At 43.1% G+C, this 20,885-nt stretch carries 17 protein-coding genes and 1 tRNA gene; 14 read left to right on the top strand and 4 right to left on the bottom strand.

Annotated features, from left to right (window positions below; genetic code table 11):
• Window positions 1-147: 147 nt before the first annotated feature.
• The 3 genes from BM739_RS09905 to BM739_RS09895 all read left to right on the top strand — a co-directional run bounded on the left by BM739_RS09905 (window position 148) and on the right by BM739_RS09895 (window position 1,998).
• The gene (locus BM739_RS09905) at window positions 148-1,338 is read left to right on the top strand and encodes a flagellar assembly protein T N-terminal domain-containing protein (protein ID WP_076540166.1); all 1,191 of its coding nucleotides are present in this window, start codon (window positions 148-150) and stop codon (window positions 1,336-1,338) included.
• Between the two features lie 56 nt (window positions 1,339-1,394).
• Window positions 1,395-1,470, top strand: a tRNA-Arg gene (locus BM739_RS09900).
• Window positions 1,471-1,665: 195 nt separating this feature from the next.
• Window positions 1,666-1,998 (top strand): YegP family protein, encoded by a 333-nt coding sequence (locus BM739_RS09895; protein WP_076540164.1) that lies wholly within the window; start codon window positions 1,666-1,668, stop codon window positions 1,996-1,998.
• A gap of 74 nt (window positions 1,999-2,072) precedes the next feature.
• Here BM739_RS09895 and BM739_RS09890 read toward each other — a convergent pair whose 3' ends face one another.
• Complete coding sequence (locus tag BM739_RS09890) at window positions 2,073-2,654, bottom strand: protein disulfide oxidoreductase (protein ID WP_083698123.1); 582 nt, start codon at window positions 2,652-2,654, stop codon at window positions 2,073-2,075.
• 462 nt (window positions 2,655-3,116) lie between these two features.
• Between BM739_RS09890 and BM739_RS09885 the strand changes: the two genes are divergently transcribed.
• Window positions 3,117-4,529, top strand: coding sequence for an endonuclease/exonuclease/phosphatase family protein (locus BM739_RS09885; protein ID WP_076540432.1), 1,413 nt, complete (start codon window positions 3,117-3,119; stop codon window positions 4,527-4,529).
• Window positions 4,530-4,661: 132 nt separating this feature from the next.
• Here BM739_RS09885 and BM739_RS09880 read toward each other — a convergent pair whose 3' ends face one another.
• Window positions 4,662-5,324 carry a glutathione S-transferase gene (locus tag BM739_RS09880; RefSeq protein WP_076540162.1) on the bottom strand — a complete coding sequence of 221 codons (663 nt, stop codon included), beginning with the start codon at window positions 5,322-5,324 and terminating at the stop codon, window positions 4,662-4,664.
• Window positions 5,325-5,449: 125 nt separating this feature from the next.
• On the opposite strand from BM739_RS09880, the gene BM739_RS09875 reads away from it, so the two are divergent.
• From BM739_RS09875 to BM739_RS09860, 4 genes are all read left to right on the top strand, one after another.
• Window positions 5,450-7,759 carry a peptidase U32 family protein gene (locus BM739_RS09875; protein WP_076540161.1) on the top strand — a complete coding sequence of 770 codons (2,310 nt, stop codon included), beginning with the start codon at window positions 5,450-5,452 and terminating at the stop codon, window positions 7,757-7,759.
• Between the two features lie 379 nt (window positions 7,760-8,138).
• Complete coding sequence (locus BM739_RS09870) at window positions 8,139-9,701, top strand: PAS domain-containing methyl-accepting chemotaxis protein (protein WP_076540159.1); 1,563 nt, start codon at window positions 8,139-8,141, stop codon at window positions 9,699-9,701.
• Between the two features lie 267 nt (window positions 9,702-9,968).
• On the top strand, window positions 9,969-10,448 hold the full coding sequence (locus BM739_RS09865) for a DUF2947 domain-containing protein (protein WP_076540158.1): 480 nt from the start codon (window positions 9,969-9,971) through the stop codon (window positions 10,446-10,448).
• A 61-nt stretch (window positions 10,449-10,509) separates the two neighbouring features.
• On the top strand, window positions 10,510-11,070 hold the full coding sequence (locus BM739_RS09860; protein WP_076540156.1) for a chalcone isomerase family protein: 561 nt from the start codon (window positions 10,510-10,512) through the stop codon (window positions 11,068-11,070).
• 181 nt (window positions 11,071-11,251) lie between these two features.
• Here the strand turns inward: BM739_RS09860 and BM739_RS09855 are convergent, their stop codons facing one another.
• Both BM739_RS09855 and BM739_RS09850 read right to left on the bottom strand, forming a co-directional pair.
• Window positions 11,252-12,211 (bottom strand): DUF6268 family outer membrane beta-barrel protein, encoded by a 960-nt coding sequence (locus BM739_RS09855; protein WP_139326867.1) that lies wholly within the window; start codon window positions 12,209-12,211, stop codon window positions 11,252-11,254.
• Window positions 12,212-12,381: 170 nt separating this feature from the next.
• Window positions 12,382-13,023 carry a TetR/AcrR family transcriptional regulator gene (locus tag BM739_RS09850; protein WP_076540154.1) on the bottom strand — a complete coding sequence of 214 codons (642 nt, stop codon included), beginning with the start codon at window positions 13,021-13,023 and terminating at the stop codon, window positions 12,382-12,384.
• A 247-nt stretch (window positions 13,024-13,270) separates the two neighbouring features.
• On the opposite strand from BM739_RS09850, the gene BM739_RS09845 reads away from it, so the two are divergent.
• From BM739_RS09845 to BM739_RS09825, 6 genes are all read left to right on the top strand, one after another.
• A complete protein-coding gene (locus BM739_RS09845) occupies window positions 13,271-14,389 on the top strand; it encodes an efflux RND transporter periplasmic adaptor subunit (protein ID WP_076540428.1) in 1,119 nt (372 codons plus the stop codon).
• On the top strand, window positions 14,386-17,460 hold the full coding sequence (locus BM739_RS09840) for an efflux RND transporter permease subunit (RefSeq protein WP_076540152.1): 3,075 nt from the start codon (window positions 14,386-14,388) through the stop codon (window positions 17,458-17,460). The genes BM739_RS09845 and BM739_RS09840 overlap by 4 nt, the downstream gene beginning before the upstream one ends.
• Before the next feature lie 200 nt (window positions 17,461-17,660).
• A complete protein-coding gene (locus tag BM739_RS20660) occupies window positions 17,661-17,786 on the top strand; it encodes a hypothetical protein (protein WP_303046094.1) in 126 nt (41 codons plus the stop codon).
• Between the two features lie 357 nt (window positions 17,787-18,143).
• Entirely contained in the window at window positions 18,144-18,887 is a 744-nt protein-coding gene (locus BM739_RS09835) for a (Fe-S)-binding protein (RefSeq protein WP_076540150.1), read from the top strand.
• A gap of 11 nt (window positions 18,888-18,898) precedes the next feature.
• On the top strand, window positions 18,899-20,281 hold the full coding sequence (locus tag BM739_RS09830; RefSeq protein ID WP_076540148.1) for a lactate utilization protein B: 1,383 nt from the start codon (window positions 18,899-18,901) through the stop codon (window positions 20,279-20,281).
• Between the two features lies 1 nt (window position 20,282).
• Window positions 20,283-20,849, top strand: coding sequence for an LUD domain-containing protein (locus BM739_RS09825; RefSeq protein WP_076540146.1), 567 nt, complete (start codon window positions 20,283-20,285; stop codon window positions 20,847-20,849).
• Window positions 20,850-20,885 lie beyond the last annotated feature (36 nt).

Genomic DNA, 20,885 nt, shown 5'->3' with positions numbered 1-20,885 from the left:
CAGCATTGGCTTAACAACTTATATGTTGAAACCCAATAACAGGCACATTCTTTGCATTTATTTTCAAACAATCGCTCCTAGTACTTTAACGCCATAAACTTGGCACTGTATTAGTCGTTCATCGTTATCTTTAAGCAAGTGATTAATATGAAAATATGCAGTAACACAATCCAGCGACTCTACTCCGCAGCCATATTTCTGTTTGTCAGTATTTTGAGCCTGCCGTTAAAGGCTGAAATTATTGAAGTAACAGGCCATGCGAATATCATTAATGGCAATGTAGATAAGGCCCGTGAAGTGGCGATCAGCCAAGCGCTAAGCTATGCCAGCATGCAAGCTGGGGTTGGCGTTAACGTTAATAGTCAATACATCATGGGTCAGGGGCAGGTAAGCCAAGATGCATTTCAGTTCAGTCATATAGGACAAGACAATAATATTGAGCTGGTATCAGAAATGCTCACTAGCACTGACATTACCGTATTACTAAGGTTAGAGCTTCAAGACGACTCCGCTCAGCAATGCCGAGGGCAGCAGTTAAGAGCCGCAATAATGGTGCCTCAAGCCAGTATTCAAGATCGCGCTCAACTACGTTATGGCCAGTTATTAAACTTTACTCAAGCACTATCACAACAATATGGCGTGCTACTAAATAGTCACTCCCATAATAGCTTTGCCCGCATTCACGCCGATGAAGCGCTAGATCACAGCAATGAGTTAATCAACTTTAAAGGTAATCGCATCCCAAGTTGGTTAGGCGAAATCACCGACAGCCAATATATCTTACAACCAGAAATCCTCGATATGTCCACCGAGCCCACCTCAGGGTTAATGTTTGGTTTATTTCACGGCTATCCACAACGACAAATCAGCTTTAAGTTAACGTTATATCACGCTATTAGCGGTGAAAAAGTCTGGAGTAAATATTACTCAGCACAGGCGCAGTGGGAGTTTGAACGTGACGAAACCGTATCACCGACCACTAAGCGCTTTTGGCGTTCAAGCTATGGCCAAACGGTTAACCAGCTTATGCAGCAAAGCACTGCTGACATTGATAACTTGCTAAATTGTCGCCCGCTGCTGGGGCAAATTGTGGCTAAACAAGGCGATAGAATAATTATTAACTTAGGCCGTAAGCACCATGTAAGACCCGGTGATAGCTTTCAAATTGTATTGCAACAAAATATCCCTGACAGAGTGAATTTAATGCGCGCCGTTGCCACACCAAACCGCGCAACAGTCACCATAGATCAAGTATCAGAAGAAAGTGCCACCGCAGTATTACAAGGCATAGACGCAACAGGGAATATTCAAATACAAGATATCGTGATTAAGATTTAAGCAACTAAATTTAAAGCCTTTTAATCAAGGTTAAAACTTGTATAATTGCGTTTAGTCTCCCTATAGCTCAACAGGATAGAGCAGTCGCCTCCTAAGCGATCGATCAGGGTTCGAGTCCTTGTGGGGAGACCATATTTCATTGCGAAACTACTATCGCCTCATTAGTTCAGTTCGAATATCTCCCTCTTAAAAACCTGTGTCCCCTTACCTAAATCTCCAACTAAAGTTGCTACCGTTAAGCGTTCTTTTTACTAGACTTAATTTCATAAAAAACATCTGCATACCATTTTGGGTATGCACTATAAGCACTGTAATTAGGAGCGTTTTATGTCTGGATGGTTTGAGTTAAGCAAAGGCAATAATGGTCAGTTCAAGTTTGCATTAAAGGCTGGCAATGGCGAGGTGATACTGACTAGTGAGCTTTATGCCGCCAAAAGTGGCGCTAATAATGGTATAGCCTCGGTTCAAGTTAATTCTCAAAGTGAGGATAAATTTGCCAAAGAAACCGCTAAAAATGATAAGCCCTATTTCAACCTTAAAGCGGCTAATCATCAAATAATTGGCACTAGCCAGATGTACGCCAGTGTCGCATCACGAGATAACGGTATTCGTTCAGTGATGGATAATGGCAGTTCGACCAAAATTAAAGATTTATGCTAATCCGGTTAAACACAAAAAAATAGCGCTTAAGCCTTTTGGTTTGAGCGCTATTTACTATCGACACCTTATAATTGTTAAGCCAGCAGCAGGCGCCACCATAAACCCACTACGCTGGTCATTCCCGTGGTATAGGATGTAAGTTCACCTTTATTAAACACCATTATGGTTGGCGCGACTTGTACCGACCAGTCATTACTGAGTTCACTTTGCTGATCGTTTATCACCTCAAAGCTATAGCCTTTATCTTCAAGATAAGCCTGTATGTCATTATTAGTCCCCGATGCCATTGCCACGCTAATCACCGGGTAATAGCCTGATATGGTGTCAACGGCAGGGCTTACCGTGCTGCATATTGGGCACCAGCTTCCCCAAAAATACACTAATACAGGCTTATCTTGGCTCATTGCTAATACATCGACCCTTTCACCTTTAAGGGTTACTCCCTGCAACTCAGGTAAGTTATCGTGTTGAATATCTTTACCGCGCCATAAATCCATTAAACCCGTAATGACCATAACGAATACAATCAGTATGAGTATTTGCTTTAACCAGCCGAGGAGCTTTTTCCCTAAAGGCACTTTGTTACTACCATCTGGTAACTTACTATTTAGCTGGCTCTGATGTTGTTTGCTATCAGAAGAGAACAAGCGACTCATGGTTTACCTCTTTTCTGTTATCTAAATAGTGTAACGCTTGGCACTTGCTAACTAACACTCAAATTATGAGTTAAATCATAAGCGCTGAAGGATATGACCGGAAATTGACATTATTTATTGTCACATAAGCTAAAAATATTAATTAGTAGCTCATTCAGTTTTAAAGTCAGCATCTAAAAGTGAAAGTAGTTTTCATTAAAGCGCTTTGTTTCGCTTATACGCTAGCATACTAAAAGCTAATGTCAGTAAGTATCAGTTTAGTTACTGCTGATAAACCTCAATAAATACAACCAAATAAAAACACAATAACACCAAACTCGAAACGTACCTTTAAAACAAAAAGCCCTGAGATAACAAGCTAGTCACAGCTTCAAATTATACTTGTTAGCCTGCTTTTCAGGTGTTTAAAATCCCCTTAGCTTCCAAGAAAGGAGGCATATATTTATAATAATGGGGTTAAAAATGAAAGTGTTAAAAACAGCTGCTGCCATGGCAGTGAGTGTTGCTTTACTTGCTGGTTGTAATGACGAAACTAATAATTACTATCCAGGCGAGCCCACGCCCGAAGCTACCAATGTAAAAATTGGTGTTTATAACTTGTCTTTCGATCGTTTTACTTATGCCGAGCTTGTCTCTGAAATGACATTAACACCAGCTGCGCAGCAAGTGTTAATGGACAAATGGTTCGCTGGTACGCTAACTAATGACGAAAAAGCGGTTGCTGAAAAAGTCATTCAAATTCGTAACGTTGCAGCAATCATTCAAACCGAGCGTCCAGCTGTATTACTTATGGCCGAGTTCAACAACGACGGTACTGCAGAAGATAACCAAGCGATTCAAGGTTTCCGCTTAAACTACCTTTCTGTACCGCAAAATGCTCTGGGTTCAACGGCTGATAAAGTGAAACCACTTGAGCCTATCCAGTTCGCTTACACTGAAAACTTCGCCACTAATACAGGTTTATTAAGCGGTCACGATTTAAACCGTGATGGCAAAATAGCGCTACCTAATGACGCGTGGGGCTTTGGTTTCTACCATGGTCAATATGCCTTCAGTGTGATCTCACAGTTCCCAATTGATACTGATAATATCCGCACATTCCAAGATTTTAAATGGAAGGATATGCCAGGTGAAATCAATCCGACCATCACTAATTGTGATGACGAAAACAACCCTATTCCTGAAGGAATGGCTTGTGGCGATGAGTGGTACAGTGCTGAAGCTTGGGCTGACAAGCCAATGTCATCTAAAAACCACGTTGATGCGCCTATCATCATCCCAACCGCTGATGGCGATAAAGTGATTCACTTATTATTGTCGCATCCAACTCCGCCAATTTTTGACACGCTGACGGATAATAATAAATCACTTAACCGCGCTGAGATTAAGTTTTGGGACGATTACACCTCTGGTGACGGTTCATACATTTATGATGATGAAGGTGAAAAAGGTGGTCTTAAAGATGACGCCTCATTCGTTATCTTAGGTGATTTAAATGCCGACCCTGAAAGTGGTGACGGTTATTTAGATACCATTAAAGACTTAATGTATAGCGACCAGGTTAACCAGTTAGCAACCCATGGCATATACGCCCCTACGAGTTTAGGCGCCCCTGAGTGTCTATCCAGCGGTGAATGTAGATCTGAAAACTGGGACACTAAATACCCAGATGCGGTTACCAGTACTTCAGGATTACGTTTAGACCATGTTATTCCATCAAGTGATTTAAATGTCACTGACTCTGGCGTGTTCTGGCCAGCGACTTTTGAAGAAGGTCGTTTGATGATGAATGATGAGCGCGTTGGTGAATATGGCGGCGGTGGAAAGTCTGTTTCTTCTGATCACCGTTTAGTGTGGATTAACGTAGCGCTTTAATCATTTAATACTGATGGCTTAAGCGCTAATTTATTAATGCTAGTAGCCTCTTTAAAAAAGTGTCTTAACTCATAAAGCCCGCATTTGCGGGCTTTTTGTTTTTAACTATGCGCTCAATAGCAGCTAACAGTGTTAATCAGGAAATATTACATCTTGTCGGCTTTCAAGCCATAGAGGATATTTAGTCATCACTTTACTGAACATTTTGCTTTGCAGATAAGCATTAAGCCATGCTCTTACATGTGGATATGGCGACTGCAAATACCATTGCCGCTCTACTCGGGCAAATTGCCTGATAAAAGGTAACAATGCGATATCAGCTAAACTCTCACGATCTGCAAACAAAAATTCATGCTCAGATAACAACTGCTCAAGTTGTTGTACGTAGACTTCACAGGCCAGACGACATTCAACAATATTTGATTCGCTATAACGTTTAGCGCATTTGTAGTTTTCAAGGCAGGACTTAAACTCACTATCAAAACGATAAATAAGCGTAAGCATAGAATCGAACTTGCTTGCATCTGTTGCCAGTAATAAGTCATCAGGATCGCCTTGGCTTAATGCCCACAACATCACCTCATAACTTTCTTCTATCACCTGCCCTTTTGGGGTCACGATCACCGGCACTGTGCCCTTAGGCGAGTCAGCTAACATTTCAGCGGGTTTGTCACTTAATACAATATCTCTAAGCCAAATAGGCTGTTTTGACTTATAAATAGCAATTCTTGCTCGCATGGCAAAAGGGCAATTTCTTAAAGAATACAGTACAGGTAAATCTATGATTTTATTCATGGTTATATGTTAATTCCGACTACATATATGCACACAGGCTAATTAATTATCTACTTTAACCATATTCATTAGTAAAATATACGGGTAACATCCCTGCATTAAAATTAACGGAGCAAGTCTAAAACATGAAACCTAAGATTGAATTATTAGCCCCTGGCGGTGATGTCGAGGCGATTAAAGCCGCAATTATTGCTGGTGCAGATGCTGTTTATTGCGGCTTAGATACCTTTAACGCTCGTAATCGCGCTGCTAATATTTCTTTTGACCAATTGGTTGGGATCATACGACTTGCCCATCAGTACGACTGCCAAATCTTCTTAACCTTGAATATCGTTATTCTTGAGCAAGAATTTAAAACCTTAATGAAGTTACTTAATAAGTTGGTGAATACCACCTTAGACGGCGTTATTGTGCAAGATTTAGGCTTGCTGTATGTACTGAGAAAACATTTTCCGACTTTAGCTATTCACGCTTCAACCCAGTTAACCACCCACAATGCAGGCCAAATCCCGTTTTTAAAGCATTTAGGCGCAGAGCGGGTAAATTTATCCCGTGAACTAAACCTACGTGAAATCACCACGCTTGCTGAAGTAGGCCGCGATCATGACATGTTGCTTGAAGTGTTTGTCCATGGCTCGTTGTGTGTAGCGTTTTCAGGTTTATGTTACTCAACCTCAGCCAGCGCGGGTAACTCAGGTAACCGTGGTCGCTGTAGCCAAGCTTGTCGTGAAGAGTATGAAACCACTGAGTCAGGTAATAATTTTCCGCTAAACATTAAAGACAACTCCGCCTTTTTTGACCTACCAGCGTTAATTGAAGCTGGGGTGTACTCATTTAAAGTTGAAGGCCGTATTAAAGGCGCCAGTTACGTGCATACGGTGATTGATAGTTTCCGTAAACAAATTGATGGCTATGTTGAAACCGGTGAATTAACCCAAGATGGCGAGCGCTTATATAAAGTATTTAACCGCGACTTTACCAACGCCTTTTTGCGTGGTGATTTAAACCAGTCGATGTTTATTGATAACCCCCGTGATAACTCTAAAAATCACTTAGTTGATCAATTAAAAGCTGAAAAAGGCGAGTCAATTTCAGTGGTGCAAATCCACGATGCTCAGCAGCAATTACAAATCGATAAGCAAGAAATTAATGCCTCGGTGGATGATAAAATTGCCCATTTAAGCATTGATAAAATCAAGCTGTCACTGGCCTTTGCCAGTGAACAAGGTCAGCCCTTAAGCCTGACGGTTACTACTGAACACATGAGCAGTAAACTGGCCTCAGCAGAGCTGCAAACCTTAGTGCTACATTCAAGCAGTAATATGCTGCCAAGCGAAAAACTCAGTGTTGACCAAGAAGCCATTGAAAAGCGTTTTAAAAACATCAATAACGCCAATTACGATTTAATCAGCTTAGATTGCAGTGGCTTAGCAGATGGCTTAAGTATTCCATATCGCGAGATCACCACCCTTAAAAATCAGCTGTTAGCTTATTTAAACGATGGCATTGAGGTGATCCCAACGGTTGAGTTACCAAAACTTGAACGCCACCCTAAAGTGGCAGCTCAAGCCGGCGAAAAAACAACCCAGCCGCAGTTATCAATTTTAATTTGTGATGAAGCGGATGTGGCGTTAGCTCAAGCAACCGATGCTGATATTTATTTTAAGCTGCCTGATGCTTATAAACGTGGCTGCACTAAATATGTGGATTTCTTCAAACAAAATCCACGCTTAATACCTTGGTTCCCGCCAGTATTAATTGGTAAAGATTACGATGCCGCGCTTAATATTTTACAGCAAGTAAAACCTGAGCTTATCGTAACCAACAATACCGGTATTGCTTATCACGCCCAAAAGCTGGGGGTTAAATGGATTGCTGGACCATTTTTAAACACCACCAACTCCTATGCCCTATTAGCCTTAAAAGAAGGCTTTGATTGTAGCGGTGCGTTTATTTCAAATGAAATTAACCGCCAGCAAATGAAGCAATTAGCCCGACCTAAAAACTTTAAAATGCTTTACAGCATTTATCATCCAATTTTATTAATGGCCAGCAGACAATGCTTTTTCCAGCAAAGTGTTGGCTGTGAAAAACCACGGATTGATAATGGTTGTATGCTGTCTTGTGATAAGTCCACCAGCATTAAAAACCTAAAAGGTGACTCTTTTGCTATTGATAAGCAAAAAGCAGGTTACCCAAGTATTTATAACCAAGACCAGTTCTTAAATATGGATATCATCGATGATTTAGCTGATTTATTTGACGGCTTCATGATTGATTTAACCAACATTGGTGCTGGTGATAGAGTCTCACCAGACAAGCTGGCATTGATAAAACAGTTTGAGCAATTGCTACAAGGCAATCAAGCCGTTAAATCAGCACTTGCCACCATGGTGCCAGAGTCAACGGTTGATCAGTACATCAACGGCTTGTAATACCTGCCCGCTGTATTATTGATAGCACAGTAACAAAGCCCTGATGTCGCTCGCGACATCAGGGCTTTTTTGTATTCACAATATGATTTCTGGGGATAGGTAAGGTATTTAAATCAGCAACTAATACAAAAAAATCCAAATAGTCCCACTGCAGATGTAACAATTTGAATCGGCCAACAAATGCCATCAAATTATTTAAACAATTGTTTTAATGACGACTTTTGATGCACCTCAAACCCCTTCACGAGCTTTAACGTCGTAACTTACGGAATTTACACTGTTATTACTTTGTTAATTGAATTGCATTTACCCTCAAGCAAGGTCAGAATCACACCATCCAAGTTTACTTGACCTTGGTCACAAAAAAATAAGAAGAAATATGACAACTCGAATAACAAGTAATAAAGAATATCTGTTCTCCCCTGATAAGCCACTCATCTCCAGCACCGATCCACAAGGGGTTATTACCCACTGTAACCAAGCATTCATCGACACCAGTGGTTATAGCCGAGATGAGTTAATTGGCCAACCGCATAACCTTGTTCGCCACCCTGATATGCCCAAAGCAGTATTTGAAACCATGTGGCAGACATTAAAGTCTGGCAAGGTATGGATGGGGCTGGTGAAAAATCGCCGCAAAAATGGTGACTATTACTGGGTGAGTGCTTTTGTCACTCCGGTTTATGATGGTAATAAACTGGTGGGTTATGAGTCTGTACGTGTGCAAGCTGAGCCCGATGAAAAGCTGCGTGCGAGCAGTGCTTATGCCCGCATCAATGCTGGTAAGTCAGCATCATCGCTGCGCAGTCGCCTAAAATTGGGCTTCACTAAAGCATTACCGATTATTCTACCCTCACTAATACTCACCTTAATGCTTGCTTGGCAAGGTAACAGCGTCGCGGCCACTGCCAGCTTAATCGCTGGACTAATAAGCCTTGGCTGGAGTTTGCAGCAACAAGCTAGTCAATGGAATAAACTGCTATTAATTAGCCCTAAATCATTTGCCAATGAAACCGTTGCCCAAACCTACTTTGATGATGCAGGCACCAGCGCCCAAGCAAAAATGGCTTTCATTAGCGAAATTGCCCGCTGCCGCACAGCATTAACTCGTATCGATGAGTCAGTTAGTGGCTTAGATAAAATTTCTAATATTAGTAAAACTCAAGTGTCAGTGACCCAAGCGGCGGTAGAGCATCAAGGCTTAGCAACTCAGCAAATTGCCTCAGCGATCACCCAAATGTCCCAAGCTATTCAAGAAGTCGCCCAAAAAATTGAAGAAAACTCTCACAGTGCAGAAAATGCCATTAGCTTTGTTGATTCTGGCGCTGCGCTGGCTGATGAGTCCCTAAGCTCAATCCACCAGCTAAGTCATGCTGTTGACAGTATTGCTATTACAATTAAGGAGTTAGCTAGCTCAACTGAAGAGATCGGTCAAGCAGCCAATTTAATTTCATCTATTGCTGAACAAACCAACTTACTGGCTCTCAATGCTGCCATTGAAGCGGCTCGGGCTGGAGAGCAAGGCCGTGGCTTTAGTGTTGTCGCCGATGAAGTGCGTGCCCTTGCCTTAAAAACCCGTGAATCCACTGACCAAATCCACAGTGTTATTAAGCAGCTTTCGGCTCGTACTAATGCCGCTGTTGATATGTCACAGCAAGGTGAAATTGCCACTAAAAATGGCCTTGAAGTGGTTGAGAAAACTCGCTCATCACTAGAAAAAATAAAAGGTGCGGTGACTAATATTACCGATATGACCTTTCAAATGTCCTCAGCAGTTGAAGAGCAAAGCGCTGTTGCTGAGCACATCAACCAGCAAATTATTGAAATTGCTGATGGAGCAACAGATACGGGTTCTGCGGCCAATAAGTCACTCAATGCCAGTGAGGAGTTAGAAAAAACCATCAAGGTATTTCACTCTCTTATTCGCCGTTTTAAATTATAAGCCGCTATAGGAAAAACTGATCTCAGTGCGCTGTATTGGGCGCACTGAAGTCATGATAACCCGCTTGGCGGGCTTGTGTAATCAGCCAGATTCAATCTGCAAGCTTCAATATCAAGCTATGCAATACAGGCTGATCCCAAAACAAGCCAGCCTCAATAAAGCCCTTCTCTGTGTTCTTATCCCAAAGCTAGGCAATAGCTAGCACTATTTATAGCGAAAAGTTATAATTGGCCACTTATATTACCCTTTAAACCCGAGGAGCTATTTTTGGCACACACTTACATCCCGCTAGATGTGTATAAGCGCAAGTGGATTTTTAACCATAAAGATTTGCCTGTTGCTGATGAAGACAAAGCATTAATCAAACCATTAACTGACAAAAGTGCCATGATGGTTTGGAATCAATGGATAAGTAATAAGTGTAATCGTGCTGAATTATTTTCTAAAGGTGACTGGGCAGCTAAGCAAGATGCTTGGAAGCAAACTGAGCATTGGCAAGCGGCGTGGGACTCTGAAGATAATATCCTGCCAGAGCCGATTGCTGAGTTTATTGATTGGAATGACGATACCCAAGTCTTTTTCTGTTATGAAAAATACCAAATCATCGAAACAACTTGGGCGGTATTTGCGCAAAATTGGAAAGCCTTTTTGTTTTTCGATGATGGTCCAATACTTATCGCACCGAAAAAGAAACAAGCCATTATGTTCGAGCAAAATGGTCAATATAAGCTAGGAATGCGTTCGTAATCTTGTTGTGCTGAATCACTATTCAGCCTGTATAAATCACACTATATAATATGAGTTGCCAATGAAACGACTTTCAATAATTGCCCTAACCGCGGCATTAGTTTTACCACAAGTAGCTGAAGCTAAAACTGTTTCAGGTGTTGAGCTGGCGGATAATATGACCATTGCCCAACAACAGCTTGAGCTTAATGGCGCAGGCGTGCGCAGTAAGTTCTTTATGGACTTATATGTCGGCAGCTTATACTTAGCTACTCCTGCCACGGATGTAGCCGCCGTTATCGCCCAGCCGATGTCAGTGATTAGGCTAAACATCACTTCTGGGATGATAACCTCAGATAAAATGACCGATGCTATTGTCGAAGGTTTTGATGCTGCCACCGATGGCGATAGCGCATCGATTCAGGCCAGTATTGATGAATTTATGGGGTTATTTACCGAAGAAGTCAGCAAAGGCGATCAATTTACCTTTGTTACCCATAAAGACGCTGGGGTAACCAGTTTTAAAAATGGTCAAGAACAAGCCACTATCGAAGGTGAAGTGTTTAGACAAGCGTTAATCAAGATTTGGTTAGGCGATGAACCTGCTCAAAAAAGCTTACGCAAAAACATGCTGGCAAAATAAGCGCTGTTCATAGCGCTTAAGCCACAGACAAAAAAAGCGACCTGACGGTCGCTTTTTTGTAGCTTGAGTTAAATAAAAAATTTTTAAGCTGTTATTTAATAGGCTGTTATTTAATAAAATTGCTATATCCTAGACTGTTATATTCTAGACTGTTCTATCTTAGGCTGCGATTAGGTACGGATTAAAACTTAATATCAATGGCTAAACCTGCCGCCGCTTGATTTTCAATATCATCAGACACCTTAGGCTGACTTAGTTCCATTTCACCAGCAAAGAAGTAGCCACCATAGGCATTAATCGATACCTTCTTGCTGATATTCCAGCCCGCACGAATAAAACTAACCCACTCTTCGACTTCAATGGTTTGCTCAGCATCAGTCACTAAAAAGCGCTCGGTACGTCTTGAAGCCCCTAAACCAAAATTCCATTTGTCATCAAGTTTATAAGATAGCTCCAAACCCGCTGGGCCACTAAAGCCTGCTTGGAATGGGTTACTTAACGACAGTTTCTCGGTTATGTTCCATTTTACCGCGAGGTAAGGAATGGTTTTTACTTCAGAAATATCATTTAAGTACGCCACCCCAACCCCAAGCATGTTACCTGAGTTAAAGCGGTACATACCTGAAGCCACAACCCCATAACTTTGCGCATCTGAAGACGATGCCGTATTAGCATAGGAATATTGTAATTTGGGCGCGAATAAAAACATCCACTGGGCATTAGGGCGATAACTTAATGATAAACCGGCACTGTATTTATTGATTGAACTCCAAGGGGTCACGTTACCTTGCAGTATGCCTGCGCCAACATTTTTAAAACCATAATCGAGGTTGTCATAACCTACATTGGCGCCGATAGACCACTGTTTGCCAATCGGCATCGATGCCGACAGCTTCAAGCGCCATACATCACGTTGCAGTTCAGTATTAGAATTGCCAACTTGGGCCGCTTCAGTTGAAGTGCGCGATACATGAAACTTAAACGGTGAGTAATCGTAGGCAGACGCGGTTGCGCTAAAGGCTAAGCTAGACACAGCGGCTAGCTTGGCAACATAGGAAATAGAAAGCCTTTTTGAATATCGCTTTTTAACTTCAAAGGCAGTTTGCTCAGGTACGAGGGACAAACTTGAAATCGTTTTCATTAACAGCTTCCTTTCTCATTATTATATCGGTCAGAAATTATCAGGTATAAATCATAACGTCTATACTGCAGCGCTTTTAAATTGGATCACTATTTCAATATTTTATGACACTTTTTAGCGCTGATAACCATGCCATCTAAGCTGATTTGCGATAAGCCAGCTTATTGCAGCTACACTCGGTGGGCTTTTAAAAACATCTGCGTGGTATCTTCAATATATTGCGCCCGTTTAGGCATTAAGTCTGTGACATCTAGGCGCAGCTCTAAACGCAATTTAAGCTCACCAAAAAGCATTAAACTTAAGCGAACGGCGCTGTCATGGGGCTGGGGGAAATAAAACTCACCGTGCTGATTTACCGCAGTAAAGTAATCCGCCAGCAAGGCTAAAATATGCTTAGGGCCGGCATCAAAATACAGCTTTGATAACTCAGGATGGGTATCTGCATGGGCAAGGCAAGTTTTGAACACCGCAAGGACCTCTTCACTCACAACCAAATCACTAAACTGTTTCGCAAAGGTGACAATTGTTTGCTCAGCATTGAGTGAGTCACCTAATAAGTTGCCGGTTAACTGATGCACTACACACTTAGACTCTATCGCCGCGACAAATAACTCATCTTTAGAACCAAAGTGCGAATAAACTGTTTGCTTAGAGACTTCAGCTTTTTTCGCGACCAAATCCATACTGGTATGCGGAAAGCCTTGCACGCAAAAAAGCTCAATGGCGGCATCTAAAATCCGCATTCGTTTTTGTTCGCTACGTGTTTTCACAACACCATGATTGCAAGCTGCTGAGTTTGCTTCATTTATCATAATCACATCTTCTTGTATTTATGTTTGCTTTTGCTACAAATGCAACCACACCATAACAATAAATAACATTTAATCACAAATTAGACTGGACAGTCTAGTTTTATGGAAATAAACTAAAACCAAAATAGACTAGACAGTCTAGTTCTTTATTAGCCCAGCATCACATGATGCATTCAATCGGTCAATGCTATTACGCCTTGGTTTAATTGAAATTAAGGAAATTGCAGTAGCAATAGGAATGTTCACCATGAATAAAGTCACCGTACAGCGTCGCGTCAATAAGCTCGGCATTATCATCAGTTTGATATTGTTAACGGCCTGTAATGAGGCCGCGATATCCAATACGGCAACGGTGACGATTCCTAGTGTGATGACCCAGCCACTTAATGCCAGTAGCAGTTACCTTCAGCAGCAGCGGTACACTGGTATTGTGCGCTCAAGCGATACCACCGCCATCGGCTTTGAGCTGGCGGGTAAATTAAGCGACATTGTTGTAGATAGCGGCGATAGCGTCATTAAAGGGCAAAAACTGGCCAAGCTTAATACCCAATTACTCCAAGCTGAGCAGCAACAATTAGCGGCGTCACTACTGCAAACCCAAGCCGATTTAGATTTAGCTCAAAGTAACCTTAATCGCTCCGTTGAACTGAAGAAAAAGCAGTATGTTTCTCAGCAGCAGTTTGATGAAAGCCAGCAGCAAGTCGCCAGCCTGCAAGCCAATCAAAAGCGCTTAAAAGCCTCACTGTATGCTACCGAATTAAAGCTAGAAAAATCCACATTAGTGGCACCATTTGATGGCAACATCAGTAAGCGTCACCACAATATGGGCGAAGTTATCGCCTTAGGCAGCCCAGTGTTTACCTTGATTGGTAACAACCAGCAGCAGGCTTACATTGGGGTGCCAAACACGGTCGCCATGACGATGCAAACCAATCAAAGCGTCAACATTACTGTCGGCAATCAAACCTACACAGGCACCATTGCCGGGATCAGCGCAGAAATCGATGCGGTCACTCGCACTGTGCAGCTGCGGGTAGACTTACCTAATAACAGCCAAATGATCAATGGTGAAATCGCTTATCTTGAATACCAACAACAGGTCAATAGCGCCGGTTACTGGGTGCCAATTTCAGCACTCACTGATGGTATGCGAGGCTTATGGAACGTGTTAGTGGTCACCAAAACCGCTGACGGACAAGCCCAAATAGAGCGCCGCGACGTTGATATTATTTACACCAACCAGCAACAAGCCTTTATTAATGGCGCGATTGATAAAAATGATGTCATTGTCACTCAGGGCTTACATAAATTGGTGGTCGGCCAAATTGTTAGCCCAAGCTCACAAGCTGTGGCGAGGTCATTATGATTAAGGCCTTTGTTGAAAATGGCAGGCTAGCAAGTTTAATGATTGCCCTGCTATTGGTGGCAGGACTCGGCGCCATTAGCAGTTTACCCCGAACTGAAGACCCTAACATTACCAACCGCTTTGCTTCGGTGGTGACTCACTACCCTGGCGCATCGGCAGAGCGAGTGGAAGCTTTGGTCACTGAAGTGTTAGAAAACCAACTGCGCCGCTTAGAAGAATTAAAGCTAGTGCAATCTACCTCGCGCCCAGGTATTTCCGTTATCCAGTTAGAGCTTAAAGACACGGTAACCGACACGGCTCCGGTTTGGTCTAGAGCCCGTGATTTAGTCGCCGACAGTAAATCCACATTGCCGCTACCGGCGCAAAACAGCATTTTGGATGACCAAACAGGTTACGCCAACACCGCGATTTTAGGCTTAGTTTGGCAAAACGACAGCCCTATCCGTACTGACGTACTCAAGCGTTATGCTAAGGAGCTACAAAGCAAGTTACGGGTACTTAATGGTACCGACTTCGTTAAATTGTCTGGCACCCCAGATGAAGAAATTCTGGTTGAGCTTGATGGCAATAAAATCAGTCAACTTAAATTAACCCCTGCTGCTATTGCCGCTATTTTGTCTAATGCCGACAGCAAGATATCAGCGGGTGAAATCAATAACGCCACCTTTAAAGCCCTCATTGAAGTTTCTGGCGAGCTTGATTCAATCACTCGCGTGGGTCAGGTACCGTTAAAAATTGATACTAACGGTCAGATCATTCGCCTAGGTGATGTCGCCAATATTAGCCGTCAGCCTAAAACCCCCGCCACCAGCATCGCGCTGATTAATGGCGCTGAAGGGGTATTAGTGTCGGCCCGAATGCTTGACGATAACCGGGTTGACCAATGGCAAGCGCAAGTAAGCCAAGTTGTCGATGACTTTAGCGCTAATTTACCGGCTAACATTCAAGTGCAATGGCTGTTTGATCAGCAAGGCTATACCAGTGTGCGCTTAGGCGATTTAGTCATTAATTTGGTTCAAGGTTTTGTGATCATATTACTGGTGCTGATGCTCACTCTTGGGCTCAGAAATGCGCTGATTGTGGCATTGTCATTGCCCCTTACTGCCTTATTTACCCTCGCCTGTATGAAGTACACCGGACTGCCCATTCATCAAATGTCAGTCACTGGTTTAGTGGTGGCACTAGGGATCATGGTGGATAACGCCATTGTGATTGTTGATGCTATTGCCCAGCGCCGCAAACAAGGCTTAAGTAAACTTGAAGCCGTGAGTAAAACCTTGCACCACTTATGGCTGCCGCTAGCGGGCTCTACCATTACCACCATGCTGGCCTTTGCTCCGATAGTATTAATGCCCGGCGCTGCAGGTGAGTTTGTTGGTGGTATCGCCATTTCAGTGATGTTTGCCCTACTTGGCTCATACTTAATTTCACACACCATTATTGCTGGTTTAGCGGGGCGCTTTAGCCAAGATGATGCCTCTATGGCGTGGTATCAAAAAGGTATGGCCTTCCCTCGTCTTAGTCATGCCTTTCAAACCAGTTTACGCATTGGCTTAAAAAGACCGCTGATCACCGCTGTGCTGATTGGTATTTTGCCGGTTGTCGGTTTTGTTGCTTCAACTAAAATGACCGAGCAGTTTTTTCCGCCATCAGATCGGGATATGTTTCAAATTGAAGTATATCTTGCGCCATACGTGAGTTTAGCCAATACCCGTCAACAGGTAGAACAAATTGACCAGCGTTTACGGGCGCTTGAAGATGTTGAAATGAGCACTTGGGTGATTGGCGGCAATACGCCATCGTTTTATTATAACCTGACTCAGCGCCAACAAGGGGCGGCTAACTACGCCCAAGCCATGGTCAAAGTGACCGACTTTGATGCGGCGAATCGACTGATTTTATCGCTACAAGCTGAGTTTGATGATGCTTTTCCCCAAGCGCAGATTTTAGTGAGAAAACTAGAACAGGGCCCACCCTTTAACGCCCCAGTTGAATTACGCATTTACGGGCCATCATTAGATGTATTAACTCAGCTAGGAGAACAGGCCCGCGGCTTGTTTATGCAAACCAAAGATGTGATCCATACCCGCGCCACCTTAAGTGCAGGTTCGCCAAAGGTGTGGATGCAAATCAATGAAGATGCCAGCTTAATGAGTGGCTTAAGCTTAACTGATATCGCCAAACAAATTGAAATGTCCACCACAGGTATCATCGGCGGCAGTATTTTAGAGCAAACCGAATCGCTGCCAGTAAGAGTAAGGTTAGCGGATAGTTCAAGAGAGCAAGCCACTCGTTTATCTGAGCTTAATTTAGTCTCAAATAATGGCAATATTATTCCGCTGTCAGCCATTTCCCACAATGAAATCAATGTCAGTCGCGGCGGGATCCCAAGGCGCAATGGCGAGCGGGTTAACACCATTGAAACCTACATTGTCAGTGGCGTGCTGCCCGGAAAAGTACTCAATGATGTTAAAGATAAACTCGCCCAAATTGATCTGCCAGCGGGTTACCATATCGAGATCGGCGGCGAAAGCGCCAAACGTAATGAAGCGGTAGGCAATTTACTGTCAAACATCGTAGTGGTGGTGACCTTATTACTGGCCACTGTGGTGCTGTCATTTAACTCATTTAGATTAACTGCGATTATCTTATTAAGCGCCTTTCAATCAGCTGGTCTTGGGCTGCTGGCAGTGTATGTGTTTGGATTTCCTTTTGGATTTACCGTGATTATCGGCTTATTAGGCCTAATGGGGCTGGCCATTAATGCCGCTATTGTTATTTTGGCAGAACTTGAAGACATGCCAGAGGCAAGACTTGGCAACCTTGAAACTATCATAAACATTGTTAGCGGCTGCGGCAGACATATTGGATCAACCACGATCACCACCATTGGCGGCTTCTTACCACTGATTATCGCAGGCGGCGGTTTCTGGCCTCCCTTTGCGATAGCGATTGCAGGCGGCACCTTACTCACCACCTTGTTATCGTTAATTTGGGTGCCAACTATGTACCTATTATTAATGAAGACAAGGGCACAACAACAGCCAAGCCTTGCACCGATAAGCGTCTAATATAAAGGCGGTAATAGCGTCGTATAAAAAAGGCGGTTATACCTATAACAAAACGGCGCTATTAAGCGCCGTTTTCGTGTTTATAGCTTGGTAAATTAGCTCAGCTGTGCAATTTCTGCATAACTGTTAGTAAGCTAGGTGGCTTAATCAGTAATAAGATTTTCGCTAAACTCCTGTCATCTATTTTAAGGAGTCCTGCAATGAACATTTTTAGCAAACAAACGGTGAATCAATACCTTCACGTATTGGCCGTTATTTTTCCATTAACCTTGATTGTGCCGATGTTTATGCTGCCGTTATTACAGCTAATGCAGATCGCAAGTTGATACCTTAAGAGCATAAGCGATAAACACAAAATCGCACACATGAACCAAGGCAAGTGACTTTTGACACTTAAACAACAGTCATCTTGTTAAAACCAAACAGAAATGATCATAGAGTAAAATCATCAGGTATTTGGCAAAGCGACTATAAAACCAATTACTTAATTAGCAATGCCCTAACCCTCATCAAATGCTTATTGCATTTATGAGAAAGTAACCCCGCACATTTGCTTTTTTACCTCTACTTTTTGCAAATTTAAAACAGTACATTAATCCTCCTAAATGTCACAGCGCTATTTTTATGACCTTAATTAGCGCTGTGACCTATCAGTTACTCTTATTCTTAACAGAGAATATGCTATGAAAATTGCACTGTTTATACCTTGTCTCGTCAATCAAATGCTGCCAGAAGTCGCCGTTGCTACGCTTGAATTATTAGAAAAGCTTGGCCATGAAGTGATATTGCCTTCAGGTCAAACTTGCTGCGGCCAACCGATGACCAACTCAGGCTGCTTTAACGAAGCAAGAAACACCACCATGAAGCTACTTAACGCTTTTAAAAATGTTGAGTGTGATGCCATTGTTTGCCCTGCTGCATCTTGCTTAGTGGCTGCCAAAGAAAATTTCCATGAGTTTGACAATAGCCCAGAAGCCCAAAAGGTTATCAGCAAGCTGTATGAACTGACCGAATTTTTACATGACATTGCCCCAATTAAGCAATTTTCGAAACCTCTGAATACCAAGGTTAGCCTACAAATGAGCTGTCATGGGATCAGAATGCTGAGTCTTGCTACTCCAAGCGAAAGCATGGGCCGACAATTTAATAAAGTTGAAGCTGTGCTGCAAAATATTGACGGCTTAACCATTGTCTATCCTGATCGCCGTGATGAATGCTGCGGCTTTGGTGGCACCTTTGCCGTAGACGAAGGCGCAGTATCGGCAAAAATGGGCAAAGATAAAGCCCAAGCCCACGCAGCCACACAAGCTGAATTTGTTGTGGGGTTTGACCCATCATGTTTAATGCACCTTGATGGCATGATCCGCCGCCAACAATTACCGATCCAAACTCGCCATATCGCGCAAATCATTAACTCAGTTCTATAGGAGGCTTTGCTATGTCAAACAATCATTCATCTGAAGCGACTCACGCTAGAAAGGCCGACATTTTTTGCCGCGATGAGTCTCGCGTCGATTGGCATTCAAAAGCCTTATGGTTACTCAGAGAAAAGCGCGATCGCGCTGCAAAGCAAATTCCTGAGTGGGAACAATTACGCCAATTAGGCTCTGAAATTAAACTGCATACCTTAAGTAACCTTGGCCAATATCTTGAGCAATTTGAAGCTAAATGCCTTGAAAATGGCGTGCAGGTTCATTGGGCTAAAGATGCCGCTGAGCATAATGAAATTGCCCATCGTATTTTGGCAAAGCACAATGTCAAAAAGCTGGTCAAATCAAAGTCAATGCTCACTGAAGAGTGTCATTTAAACCCGTACCTTGAAGAGCGCGGCATTGAAGTTATTGATACCGATTTAGGTGAGCGCATTATTCAGCTTGCCGGTATGCCGCCATCACATATTGTGGTGCCTGCTATTCACATGAAAAAAGAAGAAGTGGGTGAACTATTTCACCACAAGCTTGGCACCACTGCTGGCGAGTCTGATCCCACTTACCTGACCCGCGCAGCTCGCGCCCATTTAAGAGCGAAATTTTTATCTGCTGATGCGGCAATGACAGGGGTCAACATGGCTATTGCCGATCAAGGTGGCGTCATGGTGTGCACCAATGAAGGCAATGCTGATATGGGGGCAAACTTACCTGCGCTGCAATTGCATTCTATGGGCATTGATAAAGTCGTGCCCAATTTAGACAGTGCTGGGGTACTATTAAGAACCTTAGCCAGAAATGCCATTGGCCAACCTATTACCTCTTATTCGTCTTTCTACAACGCGCCAAAGCCAGATGGTGAGATGCACATTATTATTGTTGATAATGGCCGCAGCGCAATGATGCAAGACAAGATTTTAGCTGAGTCACTGAAGTGTATTCGTTGTGGTGGCTGTTTAAATACCTGCCCTGTGTATCGCCGCTCTGGTGGTTATAGCTATAACTACACCATCCCAGGCCCAATTGGGATTGCAGTAGGCGCGCAGCACGACAAAACGGACTCTATGCCTTGGGGATGTACTCTTTGTGGCAGTTGTAGCTTTGTCTGCCCAACACAAGTGCCGCTGGATAAAATTATTGCCCGTCACCGCCGCATTAAAGCCGAGCAAAACCGCTTACCTTATGGCAAAAAGCATTACATGCCATTAGTCGGTAAATTTATGAGCAGTACCACAGCAATGAACTGCTCAATGAGTGCGGCAAGAACATCATTACGTATTTTACCCCATAGCTTATTAAAGCCATTTTCTGGCGCTTGGGGTAAATACCGCGAATTACCACAGGCACCAAAGTCGAGCTTTGAAGCTTGGTTTAAACGTAATAGAGGCCAATAATATGTCCAGTAAAAATACCATTTTGGCAGCATTGCAAAAATCTGCCGTGGCAACAGCCACTATGCCAGTTATCGATATCCCATTACGAGATATGGACTTAGTCAGTGCATTTAACACTAACCTCAGCGCCGTTGCCGGTAGACTGATTCAAGATGGTGGTATTGCTGCCTTAAATAGCTATACCCATGAGCTGATCAGCCAAGGTAAACAAGTGCTATCAATGGTTGATGGCGTCAGCGGCAACCGTCAGCAGCCTGACACAGCCCATGCGATGCAAGACATTGACTTTACCGTACTGAAAGGCGAGATAGCAGTCGCTGAAAATGGCGCTATTTGGGTATCGTTACCCCAAAGCCATCGAGTGACGCCGTTTATCTGTGAAAACCTGATTATCACCATTGCCGCCGATGACATAGTGCAAGACATGCATCAGGCAATGAAGCTAATTGACAGTGCCGTGCCATCATTTGGGGTGTTTATTGCTGGTCCGTCAAAGACTGCCGATATTGAGCAAGCCTTAGTCGTCGGTGCCCATGGCGCTTGTAGTTTAGATGTGTATTTAGTTTAAGTATCTATCGACAAACTACACCTTATTGTTGGCTAG

This window comes from Shewanella sp. UCD-KL21 (genome assembly GCF_001957135.1).
Lineage (GTDB): Bacteria > Pseudomonadota > Gammaproteobacteria > Enterobacterales > Shewanellaceae > Shewanella.
Note: the sequence above shows the minus strand (reverse complement) of the source record. Positions and strands in the feature narration are given on the sequence as shown.